This is a genomic window from Photorhabdus heterorhabditis (genome assembly GCF_018448905.1).
Lineage (GTDB): Bacteria > Pseudomonadota > Gammaproteobacteria > Enterobacterales > Enterobacteriaceae > Photorhabdus > Photorhabdus heterorhabditis.
Genome location: NZ_RCWA01000007.1, coordinates 78,408 through 93,873, shown reverse-complemented (window position 1 = coordinate 93,873; position 15,466 = coordinate 78,408). Strand labels below are relative to the sequence as shown.

General features: G+C 41.7%; 12 protein-coding genes. 7 read left to right on the top strand and 5 right to left on the bottom strand.

Annotated features, from left to right (window positions below; translation table 11 throughout):
• The first annotated feature begins 442 nt into the window (after positions 1 to 442).
• Together EAE89_RS06425 and dld are read left to right on the top strand one after the other, a co-directional pair.
• Positions 443 to 1,825 (top strand): APC family permease, encoded by a 1,383-nt coding sequence (locus EAE89_RS06425; RefSeq protein WP_054481105.1) that lies wholly within the window; start codon positions 443 to 445, stop codon positions 1,823 to 1,825.
• Positions 1,826 to 2,017: 192 nt separating this feature from the next.
• Entirely contained in the window at positions 2,018 to 3,733 is a 1,716-nt protein-coding gene (dld, locus tag EAE89_RS06420; protein WP_054481107.1) for a D-lactate dehydrogenase, read from the top strand.
• Positions 3,734 to 3,835: 102 nt separating this feature from the next.
• On the opposite strand, the gene sbcB is transcribed toward dld, so the two are convergent.
• Both sbcB and EAE89_RS06410 read right to left on the bottom strand, forming a co-directional pair.
• The gene (gene sbcB, locus EAE89_RS06415) at positions 3,836 to 5,266 is read right to left on the bottom strand and encodes an exodeoxyribonuclease I (RefSeq protein WP_214085560.1); all 1,431 of its coding nucleotides are present in this window, start codon (positions 5,264 to 5,266) and stop codon (positions 3,836 to 3,838) included.
• A gap of 873 nt (positions 5,267 to 6,139) precedes the next feature.
• Complete coding sequence (locus EAE89_RS06410; protein ID WP_149617092.1) at positions 6,140 to 6,397, bottom strand: hypothetical protein; 258 nt, start codon at positions 6,395 to 6,397, stop codon at positions 6,140 to 6,142.
• Between the two features lie 724 nt (positions 6,398 to 7,121).
• On the opposite strand from EAE89_RS06410, the gene tmaR reads away from it, so the two are divergent.
• A complete protein-coding gene (gene tmaR / locus EAE89_RS06405; protein ID WP_054480667.1) occupies positions 7,122 to 7,439 on the top strand; it encodes a PTS system regulator TmaR in 318 nt (105 codons plus the stop codon).
• Between the two features lie 125 nt (positions 7,440 to 7,564).
• Here tmaR and EAE89_RS06400 read toward each other — a convergent pair whose 3' ends face one another.
• Both EAE89_RS06400 and rne read right to left on the bottom strand, forming a co-directional pair.
• Positions 7,565 to 8,197 (bottom strand): SDR family oxidoreductase, encoded by a 633-nt coding sequence (locus tag EAE89_RS06400; RefSeq protein ID WP_054480669.1) that lies wholly within the window; start codon positions 8,195 to 8,197, stop codon positions 7,565 to 7,567.
• Between the two features lie 176 nt (positions 8,198 to 8,373).
• Complete coding sequence (rne, locus tag EAE89_RS06395) at positions 8,374 to 11,439, bottom strand: ribonuclease E (RefSeq protein WP_054480671.1); 3,066 nt, start codon at positions 11,437 to 11,439, stop codon at positions 8,374 to 8,376.
• A gap of 559 nt (positions 11,440 to 11,998) precedes the next feature.
• Here rne and rluC point away from each other — a divergent pair.
• Positions 11,999 to 12,961 carry a 23S rRNA pseudouridine(955/2504/2580) synthase RluC gene (rluC, locus tag EAE89_RS06390; RefSeq protein ID WP_054480673.1) on the top strand — a complete coding sequence of 321 codons (963 nt, stop codon included), beginning with the start codon at positions 11,999 to 12,001 and terminating at the stop codon, positions 12,959 to 12,961.
• On the opposite strand, the gene EAE89_RS06385 is transcribed toward rluC, so the two are convergent.
• The gene (locus tag EAE89_RS06385; RefSeq protein WP_054480675.1) at positions 12,958 to 13,548 is read right to left on the bottom strand and encodes a Maf family protein; all 591 of its coding nucleotides are present in this window, start codon (positions 13,546 to 13,548) and stop codon (positions 12,958 to 12,960) included. The genes rluC and EAE89_RS06385 overlap by 4 nt on opposite strands.
• A 142-nt stretch (positions 13,549 to 13,690) precedes the next feature.
• Between EAE89_RS06385 and yceD the strand changes: the two genes are divergently transcribed.
• Genes yceD through plsX form a run of 3 tightly spaced genes read left to right on the top strand, consistent with a single transcriptional unit; the run spans position 13,691 to position 15,465 of the window.
• Positions 13,691 to 14,215, top strand: coding sequence for a 23S rRNA accumulation protein YceD (gene yceD, locus EAE89_RS06380; RefSeq protein ID WP_054480676.1), 525 nt, complete (start codon positions 13,691 to 13,693; stop codon positions 14,213 to 14,215).
• A 12-nt stretch (positions 14,216 to 14,227) separates the two neighbouring features.
• Complete coding sequence (rpmF, locus tag EAE89_RS06375) at positions 14,228 to 14,398, top strand: 50S ribosomal protein L32 (RefSeq protein WP_011147057.1); 171 nt, start codon at positions 14,228 to 14,230, stop codon at positions 14,396 to 14,398.
• Between the two features lie 29 nt (positions 14,399 to 14,427).
• On the top strand, positions 14,428 to 15,465 hold the full coding sequence (gene plsX, locus EAE89_RS06370) for a phosphate acyltransferase PlsX (protein ID WP_072161927.1): 1,038 nt from the start codon (positions 14,428 to 14,430) through the stop codon (positions 15,463 to 15,465).
• Position 15,466: the final 1 nt, after the last annotated feature.

Here is a 15,466-nt window from a genome sequence, read left to right as displayed (position 1 = left end):
AATTCGCCCACTGGAAAATAACTGATGCGTTTATATGTGTCGGTTATTTTTTTTGCTTTGACTTATTTTTTACTATACCCAATAGATTTCAATTTGCAGCGCGGCGGCAAGTGAACGCAGCCAACAAAGCAGTAGCTTGAAAGATGAAGGGTATATACCAAGAGGCCGGACTCTGAGCCGGATAGATAATTGGCCCACGTGCAACCAGAACGAGAATCGGTTGCCGTAATGAGGAACGCTAATATGGAGCAATTATTCTCTATCGCACTTGTGCCAATCGGCGCATGCTGCTGCATCGATGACTATGGAGCATTGCGCTCTATGTACAATCCAGCCTCTAACTCCACTGTCTATTCTGCCTATAGGCAGAAGCGAAGTCTTCCCAGTAACTGTCGATTAAGTAGTGATAAAACACGAATCGGAGTTATGGGAGGTTTCGCTCATGTCGCATAATACTGCAATCTCAATTGGCACCAACCAAACTGGTGCGAACAATCGTGTTCAACTCAGAAAAACACTGACCTTAGTTCAGGTGGTGATGATGGGCCTTGCTTATCTGCAACCTATGACTATCTTTGATACTTTTGGCATTGTTTCTGGTTTGACTGACGGTCATGTAGCAACATCTTATGCTATTGCTTTGATCGCAATTCTGTTTACTGCCTTAAGCTATGGGAAATTAGTAAAACGCTTCCCATCTGCTGGGTCTGCATATACTTATGCACAAAAATCCATAAGCCCACATGTTGGTTTTATGGTAGGTTGGTCGTCGCTACTGGACTATCTGTTCATGCCGATGATTAACATCTTGTTGGCGAAAATTTATCTTCAGGCCATCTTTCCTGGTGTAGAGCCATGGATATTCGTTGTGGGTTTGGCATTATTGATGACAGCCTTTAACCTGCGTGGTATCAACGTTGTTGCTAATCTCAACACCGGCATTGTTATTGTTCAGGTTGCAATAATGGTGGTATTTGTGGGTTTGTTGATCCACGGCGTATACAATGGGGAAGGTACAGGAACTTTATGGAGTGTAAGACCTTTTGCCTCTGAAGATGCCCATTTAATCCCGATGATTACTGGGGCAACGATTTTGTGTTTTTCATTCCTTGGGTTTGATGGCATTAGTTCGTTGTCCGAAGAGACGCCGAATGCAGGCAAAGTGATCCCGAAAGCGATCTTCCTGACAGCATTAATCGGTGGCGTTATCTTTATTATAGTTTCTTATTTCTTACAGCTCTATTTTCCTGATATCTCCCGGTTCAAGAACCCGGATGAATCTCAGCCAGAAATTATGCTGTATGTAGCGGGTACTTTATTCCAGTCCATTATTCTGGTGTTCTCTTGTGTCACTGTTTTGGCCTCTGGTATGGCATCCCACGCAGGTGTTTCGCGTTTGCTCTATGTCATGGGGCGCGATGGCGTATTTCCTGAGAAAATATTTGGCTATGTTCATCCAAAATGGCGGACTCCGGCAATCAACGTATTGTTGGTAGGTATCGTAGCACTGTCTGCTATTACCTTTGATTTGGTGACTGCAACAGCTCTGATTAACTTTGGGGCGCTGATAGCGTTCACCTTTGTAAATTTATCGGTTATCTCTCAGTTCTATATCCGTGAACGTCGTAACCGTACATTGAAAGATACAATCAACTTCTTGGTATTGCCTGTGGTTGGTGCCTGCACTGTTGGGGTGTTGTGGATGAACCTGGAACAAAGCTCTATGGAGTTGGGTTTAACTTGGGGAGCAATTGGTCTGGTTTATATGGTATTCCTGACCCGTCGTTTCCGTCAGCCGATGCCTCAGTGTTCTGAAATGATTTGATATCCGGTTTGAAAAAGAAAACGGTACCAATGGTGCCGTTTTTTTTCATATTTCCAGTTTGTCGTAATAATGCAGAAGAAGGATCTTAGGAAAGAAAACAGCGAGGTAGCTTGCAGATAAGAAAAATTCCGGCGGTAAATAAAGAAAAACAATCTATGCTCTGAGAGGTAATTTACTATTAAGGAAGCGTCTATGAATGATGCACAGACCTCTCAAAATCAGCAATTCATTACTATACTGACTAATATTGTTGGTAAATCTCATATTCTGACTGCCCCCCACAAAACTGAACGCTACCGTAAAGGTTTTCGCTCGGGCCAAGGTGATGCTTTGGCCGTAATATTTCCCGGTTCATTGGTAGAACAGTGGCGCGTGTTTAAAGCCTGTGTTGAAGCAGATAAGATCATCTTGATGCAGGCGGCTAATACCGGTGTGACCGAAGGTTCTACTCCGAGTGGTAATGATTATGACCGTGACATAGTGATCATCAGCACGTTGCGCATGAATAAGATCCAAATCCTGAGACAGTATAACCAGGTAGTCGCACTGCCGGGCAGTACCTTGTGGCAACTTGAACGTGCGTTAAAACCGTTGGGACGTGAACCTCATTCGGTCATCGGTTCTTCCTGCATTGGGGCTTCTGTAATTGGTGGTATCTGTAATAATTCAGGTGGCTCTCTGGTTCATCGTGGTCCAGCCTACACTGAAATGGCCTTATATGGGCGAGTGAACAAGAACGGTAAGCCAGAATTGATTAATCATCTGGGTATCTACTTGGGAGAAACACCGGAAGAGATCCTCTCTTGTCTGGAAGAACAGCGTTATAGTGACCAGGATATAGAACAAGGTCAGCATAAAGCATCTGATTATGAGTATGCCCAACGTGTGCGTGACGTAGATGCCGATACACCATCTCGTTTCAACTCTGATGAACGTCGTTTGTTCGAAGCGTCGGGTTGTGCAGGTAAGTTGGTCGTATTTGCTGTCCGGCTCGATACTTTTCCAGCCGAATCTTTGTCTCAGGTATTTTATATCGGTACCAACCACACTGACGTGTTGACAGAATTACGTCGCCATATATTAGCCAATTTCCGTAATTTGCCGGTGGCGGGTGAATATATGCATCGGGATATTTTCGATATCGCAGAAATTTACGGTAAAGATGCTTTTATCATGATTGATAAGCTTGGTACGGATAAAATGCCGACCTATTTTACGTTGAAAGGGCGAATGGACGCTATTTTCAATAAGGTTCCATTTTTACCTTCCCATCTTATTGATCGCATGATGCAAGAGTTGAGTCGTTTATTTCCGTCGCATTTACCTAACCGTTTGAAAGAGTATCGAAATCGCTTTGAGCACCATTTGATATTAAAGATGTCGGGTGATGGGGTTGAGGAAGCTAGAAATTGGCTAAAGAGTTATTTCAGCCAAGCAGAGGGGGCATTCTTTGCCTGTACGACGGAGGAAGGAGTTAAAGCATTCCTGCATCGTTTTTCCGCTGCCGGCGCAGCGATCCGTTATCAAGCCGTACATAGTAACCAAGTGGAAAATATCCTTTCGCTTGATATTGCTTTGCGTCGGAATGATCGAAAATGGTTTGAGCAGTTACCGCCAGAGGTTGATGATGTATTAGTGCATAAACTTTATTGCGGGCATTTTATGTGCCATGTATTCCATCATGATTACATTGTAAAAAAGGGTGTGGATATACATGCACTAAAAGAAAGAATGATAGAACTCCTTGATCAGCGTGGTGCAGAATATCCCGCAGAACACAATGTGGGCCATCAATATCAAGCTAAGCCTCAGCTGAAGAATTTCTATCGGATGACTGATCCTACTAATACTCTCAATCCAGGAGTTGGGAAAACGTCTAAGCTGAAAAATTGGGGGGAAGAATCTTAATGCCAGTATTCTCAACATCATGGCAGTACTAAGAAGATGTGAGTCTGTAAGCATTACCCCATTTAGGAAGAAGGCGAGCATATATGACTCGCCGTTCTATGATTATTCAGCCAGTTTCACTGCATATTCCATCAGAGCCTTAAGTTGACGGCATTTTTCTTCATTGCTTTGGTATTCAATAAAAAGTTGCTCAATGATAAAGATATATTCACTAAGTTTATCTTGGGTTAATGCATCTTGACGATGGCGTAGCCAGCTCTGTTGTTCATCATCAGTCAGAGTAGAAGGGTAATTTCTGGCACGATAGCGGAATAATAGCGTTTTAATGCGCGGGTCCTGGAAAGTCAGGTCTAAAGCAGATAAATTCTGCGGTTGTGTTTCACGGATAATATTCATTGCTGCTTTATCTGCATCACTAAAGAAACCGTCATACAGCTTAGCGTCAACATTATCTGATTCAGGGAAAGATTCAGCCTGAACAAACAGTTCGACAACTTTTTCTCTGATTTGTGGATTATTGCGTAGAATCGCCAGATTTTTCTCACAATGATCACGATCTAACCCAAGACGTTCAGCGTCTTCTGTTCGTAAAGTATTATCAGGTGCGATTATCGGGCACTTATTAACATGGACCAGCTTAACAGGGACTGGTAGCTGATCTGGCTGCAATTCATCATGGCGGGTATACAGACGTTCACGTAAAGCATCTGCATCCAGTTCCAGCAATGGTGAAATATCTCCAGTCAGATCACACATGATAACGGCATTTCGGTTTATCGGATGCCATGCAAGAGGTGCTACCAGACTGGTATTGCTACGGGCAGCGCCAAACATCCCGGAGACATGAACTAGCGGTTTCATTTGTGGGATATCAATGAGATTGCTGATTTTCTGTTTATTTCTTAGCTGAAAGAAATAATTGAACATCCGTGGTTGTGCTGCTTTAAGCAGTTTTGCCATTGCAATTGTAGCGTAAACATCGGACATAGCATCGTGAGCATGCGAATGCTCAATACCATTTGCCTTGGTCAGATGCTCCAGTTTAAAGCTGGGCAGACCATCGTCATTTTTGGGCCAGATAATACCTTCGGGGCGCAGGGCATAACAGGCACGCAATACATCAAGTAAATCCCAACGGGAATTACCTTTTTGCCAGCTATAAGCGTATGGATCATAAAAATTGCGGTAAAAAATATTCCGGCTGACTTCATCATCAAACCGGATATTGTTATAACCGAGGATACAACTATTAGGCACACTGAATACATTATGAATTTGTCGGGCAAATTCCGCTTCGTTGACACCTTTTTCCAATGCAATCTGAGGCGTAATTCCTGTAATCATGACCGCTTCTGGTTGAGGGAGATAATCATCAGTAGGTGAACAGTAAATCACTAACGGCTCTTCAATAATATTGAAATCCATATCAGTGCGGACACCGGCAAACTGAGCTGGTCTGTCTAATGCGGGATGTTTACCGAAAGTTTCATAGTCATGAATGTAGAAAGTGGGTTGTTCGCTGCTGTTTTTCACTGTTGTTCAATGTCCAATTATGTTAATTAATTATTTGTTTTTTCTGCTTTTTAAATGGATAAATGATCTTTTGTCTGAAAATGTGGATAATCTTTGCTTACTATCTTAGAGAATCCATGCGATTGCAATATTGTATACCTATTTTCTCGCTTTCTGCACCACGATTGGAATGCTATTGGGTATTGATGATATCTGTGATTAAGACTCAATTTAAGGTTAGAGAAGCATTAGAATTATTTCTTGGTTAGAAGGCAACATGGAGTTGTGTGTATCAGAGACCTGTAAGTGTATGATTAAGTTTGGGGTTTATTTAATGAGATATTTAATGAGATATTTAATGAACTCTCCGCAGGACTGGATAAATGATGATGACGAAAATAAGTATATTGATGAGAATCGTAATGCATATAACTCAAGGGATAATTGGTGCGGTGTGTGTATTTTCAGTTATGGGATGAGTTTATTTTACCTTGATGTCAACATTAGAAAATCGGTATCAGTATGCGATAGTTGCAGGTACAGGTATATGCTTGGCATTTTCTGTTTTTTTTTACTATATAACAGAAAAAATAAAAGAAAAATGCCAATTGTTTCAGTAAGTGTTAATAAAGATATATACCCAATAGATTTCAAGTTGCATGGCGGCGGCAAGTGAACGCAGCCAACAAAGCAGCAGCTTGAAAGATGAAGGGTATAAATATTGGGAGGGATTATTACCTACTATATTATATCAGGTCATCTCTTTTACCAACTAATTACAAATGGATTCATCAGTAAATCAACCATTAAACAGAATAAACCGGATATGCAGTACCTTGGTAATTTCCAAGGTACTAAAACAGAAGGATATAACTTCCTGTTATATCTGGTTTTTTAAGGGTAATTAATTTCTTGAAAATGTTCATTAATACGCTCAAGATATTGATCTTTTAAACCAGTTTCATATTGGATTCTTTCAAGTAAATTCACTCTGTTGACACTATAGAATGGCCTAATAGGAATCCCATTTCTGGGATGGGTTATTTTTATAATTGGAATTTTTGTTCTACGGGCGTAGCCATAAGAGATTTCGTAACCATCTAAATCAAAGGGGATTTTTTTCATCACTTGGCCTAATCTAATCTTCGTCATGTTTTTCGTCAATTTTAATACTATTTCAGTAATAAGGAGTTTTTTATTTTATTATTAAGATGAATATCACAAATATAGTTATTTTTGAAAGGGGTTTAACTAATAAACTAATAAACTAATAAACTAATAAACTAATAAACTAATAAACTAATAAACTAATAAACTAATAAACTAATAAACTAATAAACTAATAAACTAATAAACTAATAAACTAATAAACTAATAAACTAATATTTATTTCTGGTTGATATAATTTTTATCTGAATTGTTTTTTTAATGGCTCTGTTATATAACGTTTCAAAATATGATTACATATATACCCAATAGATTTCAAATTGCAGCGCGGCGGCAAGTGAACGCAGCCAACAAAGCAGTAACTTGAAAGATGAAGGGTATAAAATTTTTCTTCCAATAGATTTATAATTTCGGTTTTAAACAGTTGTAGCGATCATCGTATTTTGGTCCTGTCGTGGTAAGGGAAGGGGGAAAAAAGCTTCGGTTTTTATCAGTGACAGATTGACTGTTTGTTATTCATTTGTATCAGGCAGTTTTTTTTAAACAATCAATGTGATGAAATTTTCAGCAAAAAGCCAGGAGCTAACAAGCTTCTGGAACCACTTAAAATCAATAAAGAATAGAAACTGGCTTGTCTATTAATGGCTTTAACCTGTATTGTGTAATCAGATTATAATCTGTATGTCTAGGTTGAATATAAGGTAGGAAAATGGACAACGTAAATAAGCCGTCATTTCAGAATGTGTTGGAGTTTGTGCGTATGTTTCGTCGTAAGAATAAGTTACAGCGCGAAATCGCAGACAATGAAAAGAAAATACGTGACAATCAGAAACGTGTTTTATTGCTTGATAACCTTAGTGAATACATCAAGCCGGGTATGTCAATTGAGGATATCCAGAACATTATTATGAATATGCGTAGTGACTATGAAGACCGTATAGATGATTACATCATTAAAAATGCGGATCTCTCCAAAGAGCGCCGTGAATTGTCCAAAAAGCTTAAGACAATAGGTGAGCTTAAGTAAATATCATTATACCCTTCATCTTTCAAGCTGCTGCTTTATTGGCTGCGCTCACTTGCCGCTGTCCTGCAACTTGAAATCTATTGGGTATAGATAACCACGCATTAATGCGTGGTTATTTTTATCGATTATGCAGTAGCCCAATCAGGCTTAAGTTCTGGATCAACCAAGGCATAAATCTGCTGATATGAAGATTCTTCTTCTGCTATTACTGCCAATTCATGTGCAACATCTTTGCGACTGACCACACCATGAATATCATTTTGATATCGCTGGCAATGGCCTGTTCCTGGTTTATCTGTTAATCCACCTGGGCGAATAATTGTATAATTTAGAGAACTGGTCTGAAGGTAGCTTTCTGCCATTGATTTACGTCTGACAGACTGACCAAATAATGATTTGGCTCTGGGTGACAGGGTTTTCCAGCTTTCACCACAACCTATTGATGTGACGAGTAACATACGTATTATTCCTGCTTTTTCAATAGCATCAATGATAGTCATATTACCCAGGAGATCTGAATCAACTCCACCAATAGTAGAAAATACAATTGCTTTTGAGCCTGCATTTTGCACCGCTTTTTCAACACTTTCTGCATCACAGGCATCGCCTTGTATCACTCTGACACCTAAGTTACTAAGCTCGCAAGCCTGTTGAGAATTGCGGATAAGTGCAATTACGGGGCGTTTTTGTTGCAATGCGATAGCGACTAAATGGCGTCCAATCCCATTACCTGCACCAAAAATAAGCCATGGTTTCATGAAGAGTGTTCTCCAGATTGAAAAGTAATTCATCAATAGGGTGATAACCGTTTAATTTAAACCTTATTGTAGATGGAATGAAATTGATGATAAGTATTTTGTGAGGAAAGTGGCAAAAAAATGGCTCCCGGAAAAAGAGCCATTTTGTTAAATTTTGCTAATGTTAAATAATGTTGTTATTCAAAAAATTGTGGCTTAGCCATCGGAGAAGTAGCTGAGTTAGTCGCTGAATGGCCTCCTGCTCCCCCTTTCCCTTCGAAATGGGAAAAAGGTCGTTGCCATTCACTGATAATAACAAGTTGTTCAATCATCTCTGGGGCTGGTGCTTTGGTCATTGGCGCGTAAGCGTAATGACTTTTAACTATAGCAACAGGTTGTTTAATTGTTTCAGCTTCACACTCTTTAACAACGGCCACTTCCGAAATTTCTTTAGGAACGACAATTTCTTTTATCTGAGGGTATTGTTCGAGTTCAGTAGTCACCGGTGTTATTGCAACAGGTTCAATAACTGATAGTTCTTGTTGTAATGATTTATTTTGCTGCAAGACAGCATCATTTTTTTCTGCAATGGCTGCTTCTGGTTTGATTTCATCCTGATAATCTTCTGGTACCTCTACTCTAGGTAAGTCAGTGATGATTTGTTTAGGTTCTGTCGTAACTATCATTGCAGGTGCTGTTTCTGTCACTATTATTGGCAGGGCCTCATGCGGTTGCTTAACGACTTGTTGTTCAGCTACAGAGGTTTCTTCAGGAGTTTCGCTGGAAATAGGAACCACCGGGTAGCGAACCCAAACTTTCCCAGAAGCCATTTCTGGTGATGCAACAGCCATAGATAATGGTACCGGTGATTGAGGCAGATTTCTCTCATCACGGTAACGGCGGCGGCGCTGACCACTCACACGGAGATGGCGAGGAGAGCGACGAGAGCGACGCGGCATAACATTGTCTTGTTGCTCTTTATTTTCCGTCGGTTGCTGTGGTTGAGCTGTTTCAGCCCGTATTTCAATTGGTGCTGGTAATTGTTCTTCCGTGATTACAGGCGCGGATAGGGAAGTGATGACAGCTGTAGTTTCTTTCACTTCATCTGTAATACGGATTTTTTGCTCAAGCTGACGGCGCTGACGGCGAGGAATAACCGGTAAGCATTCTTCAACCTCATTCTCATTTTCAGCAACTTCTGGTTTATTCGTTTCAAGCTGTTGCTGACGTTTTTCTTCCTGACGACGGCGTTGACGTTCTGCTCGTTGCTCACGACGTTGCTGTTGCTGAGTTTCATGAGCAGCGATATCTATGGTGTTGTTATCCTGAATGCTATTTTTCTGCTGAGTATTACGATTTTTCCGTTGTTCATCCCGATCACGGTTATTACGTTGCTCATCACGCAGGTTACTATCATCACGATCTTTACGTGAATGCTGACGGCGCTGGTTGCGTCGCTCGGAAGGGCGGCGGTTATCATGACCAGATGATTTGTTGTCTTTTCTCTGGACTGTTTTTTCTTCTTCTGCGCTGAACATTTTTTTCAAGGCAGTTAAGAAACGCTTTAAGAGACTAGGTTGTTCTATTTTAGTCTGAGCAGGACGGTTAGGCTTTTTCTCTTTTGCTTTATTTGATGGTTGTTGTGCCGGTGCATCGGTTGGCAAGGCAAAAGCAGAGATAGCTGGTTGCTCAGGACGTTTACGTTCAGGCTGGATATCTTCTTGCGGATTTACTGCGCCAGTTTCATGCAACTGAGGCAACAGATAACTTAAGGTAGAAACTTCTTCACCTTTACGCACGCGCAGAACAGAGAAGTGTGGGGTTTGCATTTGATCGTTAGGAACGATCACTACGCCAACATCTCCCTGACGGCGTTCGATTGCACTGACCGCCTGGCGTTTTTCGTTTAACAGGTATGACGCAATTTGTACCGGCACAATAGCATGTACTTGATGCGTGTTCTCTTTCAGTGCTTCTTCTTCAATCAGACGTAAGATGGACAATGATAGAGATTCGTTATCACGAATAGTGCCGGTGCCGCTACAACGCGGACAAACGTGATGACTGGATTCACCCAGAGATGGACTCAAACGCTGACGAGACATCTCTAGCAAGCCAAAGCGGGAAATACGACCAATTTGAATACGGGCACGATCCTGACGGACAGCATCACGTAGACGGTTTTCTACTTCGCGTTGATGGCGTACTGGTGTCATATCGATAAAGTCGATAACAATCAGGCCACCGAGGTCACGCAGGCGTAACTGACGAGCAATTTCATCGGCTGCTTCAAGGTTAGTGTTAAAAGCTGTCTCTTCAATATCGCCCCCGCGTGTTGCACGGGAAGAGTTAATATCAATCGCTGTTAATGCTTCTGTGGTATCGATAACTACAGCGCCACCTGATGGCAGGCGAACTTCACGTTGAAACGCAGATTCAATCTGTGATTCAATCTGATAATGGCTAAACAGAGGAACTTCACCACTGTACAGCTTAATTTTGCTGGTGAAATCCGGGCGGCCAAGTGCGGTGATATGTTGACGTGCCAGATCGAGAATCTTAGGATTGTCGATTAATATTTCACCAATGTCTGGTCGCAGATAGTCACGGAAAGCACGGACAATAACATTGCTTTCTTGATGGATTAAGAACGGAGCAGAGCGGCTTTCGGCGGCTTTTTTGATGGCTTCCCAGTGCTTGAGACGGAATGATAAATCCCACTGTAGTGCTTCTGCGGATTTACCGACGCCTGCGGTGCGGACAATCAGTCCCATTCCTTCTGGCACTTCTAAAGATGCCAAGGCTTCTTTCAGTTCTGTACGATCATCACCTTCGATACGGCGGGAAATACCGCCAGCGCGGGGATTGTTTGGCATCAATACCAGATAACTACCCGCCAAACTGATAAAAGTGGTTAATGCTGCGCCTTTGTTACCACGCTCTTCTTTATCGACTTGAACAATAACTTCCTGGCCTTCCCTCAAAACATCTTTGATATTAGGGCGACCGTGGGGATGGTAGTTATTAGGAAAGTATTCGCGGGCTATTTCTTTGATAGGAAGGAAACCATGCCTTTCAGCACCATAATCAACAAAAGCGGCTTCCAGGCTAGGTTCAATTCGGGTGATTTTACCTTTGTAGATATTTGCTTTTTTTTGCTCATGTCCTGGGCTTTCGATATCCAAATCATAAAGGCGTTGCCCGTCAACCAGAGCAACACGCAACTCTTCTTGTTGAGTTGCGTTGATTAGCATTCTTTTCATTGTAACTTACTCATTATTTTTACATTAGTTATAGAGCTACGGGCAAATATAGATGAGCTACTAGTAACCGATGGTCTCGTGTCTTTTACAAATCCGCCAACCTCCCGGTTGTCGTTTGTATAGAGACGCATATTTTCGGTGAGCCTGAATTTTCACTTAAAAAACAGCGCTCTTTCCCAGGAATAATCTGCAAATATAAATGAAGCGGATTTGGTCCAATCCCAGTAAGCTGCTACCCGTAGCCCGCTAATTATTTGATTCCCCAGTACGTCTTACGCCATTGCTGCGCTTTTGTGCAATCAAATAAAGAACAAACATTTAACTTCGCCATTCAGAATTAAAAAAACTGACGGTACCTGCGCATTATTCCATTGCTGTTGGGGTGATAGCAAGGTGACTTTATGCCTTTAAGAGCTTTTTCTGATGAAATATGAATAAATAGTTAATATTTGGTCTTTGTCTTAAACAGGGAAAGGTCACTGGCGGAAAGTATGTGTGATTTTTACTCATATTTAAAAATGAGTAGCACTCCGCTTGAGTGATAATTAGAATCGCTGTCATGAAAACGAATAATCAAATTGTACAATTTGTCACTATAGATGACGATGAGGCTGGACAACGCGTTGATAACTTTTTATTAGCGCGTTTGAAGGGTGTTCCTAAAAGCATGATTTACCGGATTGTGCGTAAAGGAGAAGTTCGGGTAAACAAAGGCAGGGTAAAACCCGAGTATAAATTGTCTGCGGGAGATGTGGTTAGAATTCCACCTGTTCGGGTCGCAGAACGGCAAGAGGTATCGGTTTCAGCTAAACTGCATAAAGTCGCGGCACTGGATGACTGTATCTTATATGAAGATGACTATATTCTGGTGATTAATAAGCCTTCAGGTACCGCTGTGCATGGAGGCAGTGGTTTAAGTTTTGGCGTTATTGAAGGGTTGCGGGTTCTACGTCCAGAGGCAAAATTCCTTGAACTAGTGCACCGTTTGGATCGTGATACGTCTGGAATTTTATTAATTGCGAAAAAACGCTCAGCTCTACGGGCCTTGCATGAGCAATTACGGCTCAAACAGATGCAGAAAGATTATTTGGCTTTGGTACGGGGACAATGGCAATCACATTGCAAGGCTGTCCAAGCACCATTGTTGAAAAATATCTTGCAAAGTGGTGAACGGATTGTGAAGGTGAATGGCGAAGGTAAGCCTTCTGAAACACGCTTTAAAGTAGAAGAACGCTTTACCAATGCAACGCTAATGAGAGCCAGCCCAGTAACGGGCCGGACTCATCAAATTCGTGTTCATGCTCAATATGCCGGTCATCCGATTGCTTTTGATGATCGTTATGGCGATAAGGCTTTTGATTCGCAGCTATCAGATACGGGCCTTAATCGTTTATTTTTACATGCTAGTGCGTTGAAATTTACTCATCCATCGACAGGGGAGACATTACGTCTTGAAGCACCGATGGATGGACAATTACACGATTGCATAAAAATGTTGCGTCAAGATACTGTACGTAATTAACGTGTAGCCGTCAGTGGGTTTATCCCCTGACGGATTAATAATTCCGTCAATGTAATTAATGGTAAGCCGATCAGCGTATTCGGATCTTTCCCTTCAAGCCGTTCAAATAAAGTGACTCCTAATCCTTCGCTTTTAAAGCTTCCAGCACAATTAAGCGGTTCTTCTGCTTTCAAATAAGCCCAGATTTCATCATGAGTTAGCTCTCTGAAATGAACATTGAATAATTCACAACGGGTATCTATTTCCCCTGTTTTACTATTAAAGAGAGAAATACCGGTATAAAAGGTGACGCAATGACCACTCGCTTGCTGTAATTGTTTAAAGGCATTTTCGAAACTATGTGGTTTGCCAGTAATCTTGTCGTTAATAACACAAACTTGATCAGAACCAATAATTAAATGTTGAGAATATTTTGCTTGTAATGACTGTGCCTTAGCTTGTGCCAGACGCATAACGAGTTGTTCAGCGTTTTCATTAATTTGAGGTGTTTCATTAGCCTCTGGAGCCGCGCATATAAAGGTCAGACGGAGTTTTTCCATTAACATGCGGCGATAAACTGATGTGGAAGCTAAAATGATTTGTGTCATAATTTTTCCAAAATACATGGCGAAATAATTGTAGGCATTTTAAACTAAGCAATGCTTAATAAGCGAATATTTGGCGGAAAGGTGCAGATGTGTGGCCTTTTTCTTTGACTATATCTCATTACAAAGATAATATGCGCGCCTTATGCAAAAGGTAAAATTACCCCTGACCATTGATGCGCTTCGCGCAGCTCAGAAACGATTAGACTACACAGGTAGTTATTCACCTGAGCAAGTTTTGCGTATCGCGGAATCTGTGGTTAGCGTGGACAAAGATGTAGACAGCGTTTTATCGTTTCAGATAGATAATCAACGTCTGGCAGCTGTACGGGGGCATTCCGATGTGGATGTCACGCTTCAGTGTCAGCGTTGTGGCGGTAATTTCAGTCATCACGTTCACATAACATATTGTTTTAGCCCGGTCGTCAATGATGAACAGGCTGAAGCATTACCGGAAGAGTATGAGCCAATTGGCGTTGACGAATTTGGCGAAATAGATTTGCTGGCGATGATTGAAGATGAAATAATTCTTTCTCTGCCGGTGGTTCCGGTACATGATTCTGAACACTGTGAAGTGTCCGACGCGGACATGGTATTTGGTGAATTACCTCCAGAGGCTGAAAAACCAAACCCATTTGCCGTATTAGCCAGCTTAAAGAAAAGTACTTAAGGAGTAAGGTCAATGGCCGTACAACAGAATAAACCAACTCGTTCTAAACGTGGTATGCGTCGTTCTCATGATGCACTGACTGCACCATTATTATCTGTAGACAAAACTTCTGGTGAAACTCACCTGCGTCACCATGTGACTGCTGATGGTTACTACCGTGGCCGCAAGGTCATCAACAAATAATCTCCGCTAGTCATTAGCAAGTTGATACCTTGACTAATCTGACTTTAGCGTTAGATGCCATGAGCGGGGACTTTGGTCCTCGCGTTACAGTGCCTGCTGCATTGCAGGCACTGGCATCTAATCCTAAACTTAAATTATTGTTGGTCGGACTCCCCGATATCATTTCTCCTTTGCTTGTAAATATCGATGCTGAACTGCTCAGTCGCTTACAAGTGGTACCTGCTGAACAGGTTGTGGCTAATGATGCTAAACCGTCGCAGGCAATTCGAGCCAGCCGCGGAACATCAATGCGAGTTGCACTGGATTTAGTCAAATCTGGTGAAGCGAGGGCGTGTGTCAGTGCAGGAAATACCGGAGTATTGATGGGGTTGTCCAAATTGATGCTAAAATCTATTGATGGCATAGAAAGACCTGCTTTGATGACAGTATTGCCAAACTTGGAACAGCAAAAAACTGTGGTACTGGATCTGGGTGCCAATGTTAATTGCAATAGCCGTATGTTGGTGCAATTCGCCATTATGGGTTCAGTGATGGCAGAGGAAGTCGTCGGTATGGTTAATCCTCGGGTAGCATTACTAAATATTGGTACAGAAGAGAGTAAAGGGCTTGATAATATCCGCGAAGCCGCCACTATTTTAAAAAACATTCCAACAATGAATTACATTGGTTACCTAGAAGGCGATCAATTGTTAACAGGCAAAACGGATGTGTTGGTGTGTGACGGCTTCGCAGGTAACGTAACGTTGAAAACGATGGAAGGGGCGATCAGAGTTATTTTGTCCCTGCTTAAATCATCGGATGGGCAAAAGAGACGATTCTCCTGGTTGTTGAAAATAGTCAAGAAGTGGTTGCAAAAACGGATGACAAAACGCTTCGGTCACCTGAACCCTGACCAATACAATGGCGCATGTCTGTTAGGATTATATGGAATAGTAATCAAAAGCCATGGGGCGGCTAATGAACATGCGTTTAAAGCCGCAATCGAACAGGCTGTTCAGGCCGTTGAAAGGCAGGTTCCTGATAGAATTGCTGCACGCCTGGAAACAGCATTACCCAAGAGTGACTGAA

Bases quoted from the DNA above. Each gene is read 5' to 3' on its own strand.
- EAE89_RS06425 (WP_054481105.1), top strand. From the start codon at position 443: ATGTCGCATAATACTGCAATCTCAATTGGCACCAACCAAACTGGTGCG.
- dld (WP_054481107.1), top strand. From the start codon at position 2,018: ATGAATGATGCACAGACCTCTCAAAATCAGCAATTCATTACTATACTG.
- EAE89_RS06410 (WP_149617092.1), bottom strand. From the start codon at position 6,397: ATGACGAAGATTAGATTAGGCCAAGTGATGAAAAAAATCCCCTTTGAT.
- tmaR (WP_054480667.1), top strand. From the start codon at position 7,122: ATGGACAACGTAAATAAGCCGTCATTTCAGAATGTGTTGGAGTTTGTG.
- EAE89_RS06400 (WP_054480669.1), bottom strand. From the start codon at position 8,197: ATGAAACCATGGCTTATTTTTGGTGCAGGTAATGGGATTGGACGCCAT.
- rne (WP_054480671.1), bottom strand. From the start codon at position 11,439: ATGAAAAGAATGCTAATCAACGCAACTCAACAAGAAGAGTTGCGTGTT.
- rluC (WP_054480673.1), top strand. From the start codon at position 11,999: ATGAAAACGAATAATCAAATTGTACAATTTGTCACTATAGATGACGAT.
- EAE89_RS06385 (WP_054480675.1), bottom strand. From the start codon at position 13,548: ATGACACAAATCATTTTAGCTTCCACATCAGTTTATCGCCGCATGTTA.
- yceD (WP_054480676.1), top strand. From the start codon at position 13,691: ATGCAAAAGGTAAAATTACCCCTGACCATTGATGCGCTTCGCGCAGCT.
- rpmF (WP_011147057.1), top strand. From the start codon at position 14,228: ATGGCCGTACAACAGAATAAACCAACTCGTTCTAAACGTGGTATGCGT.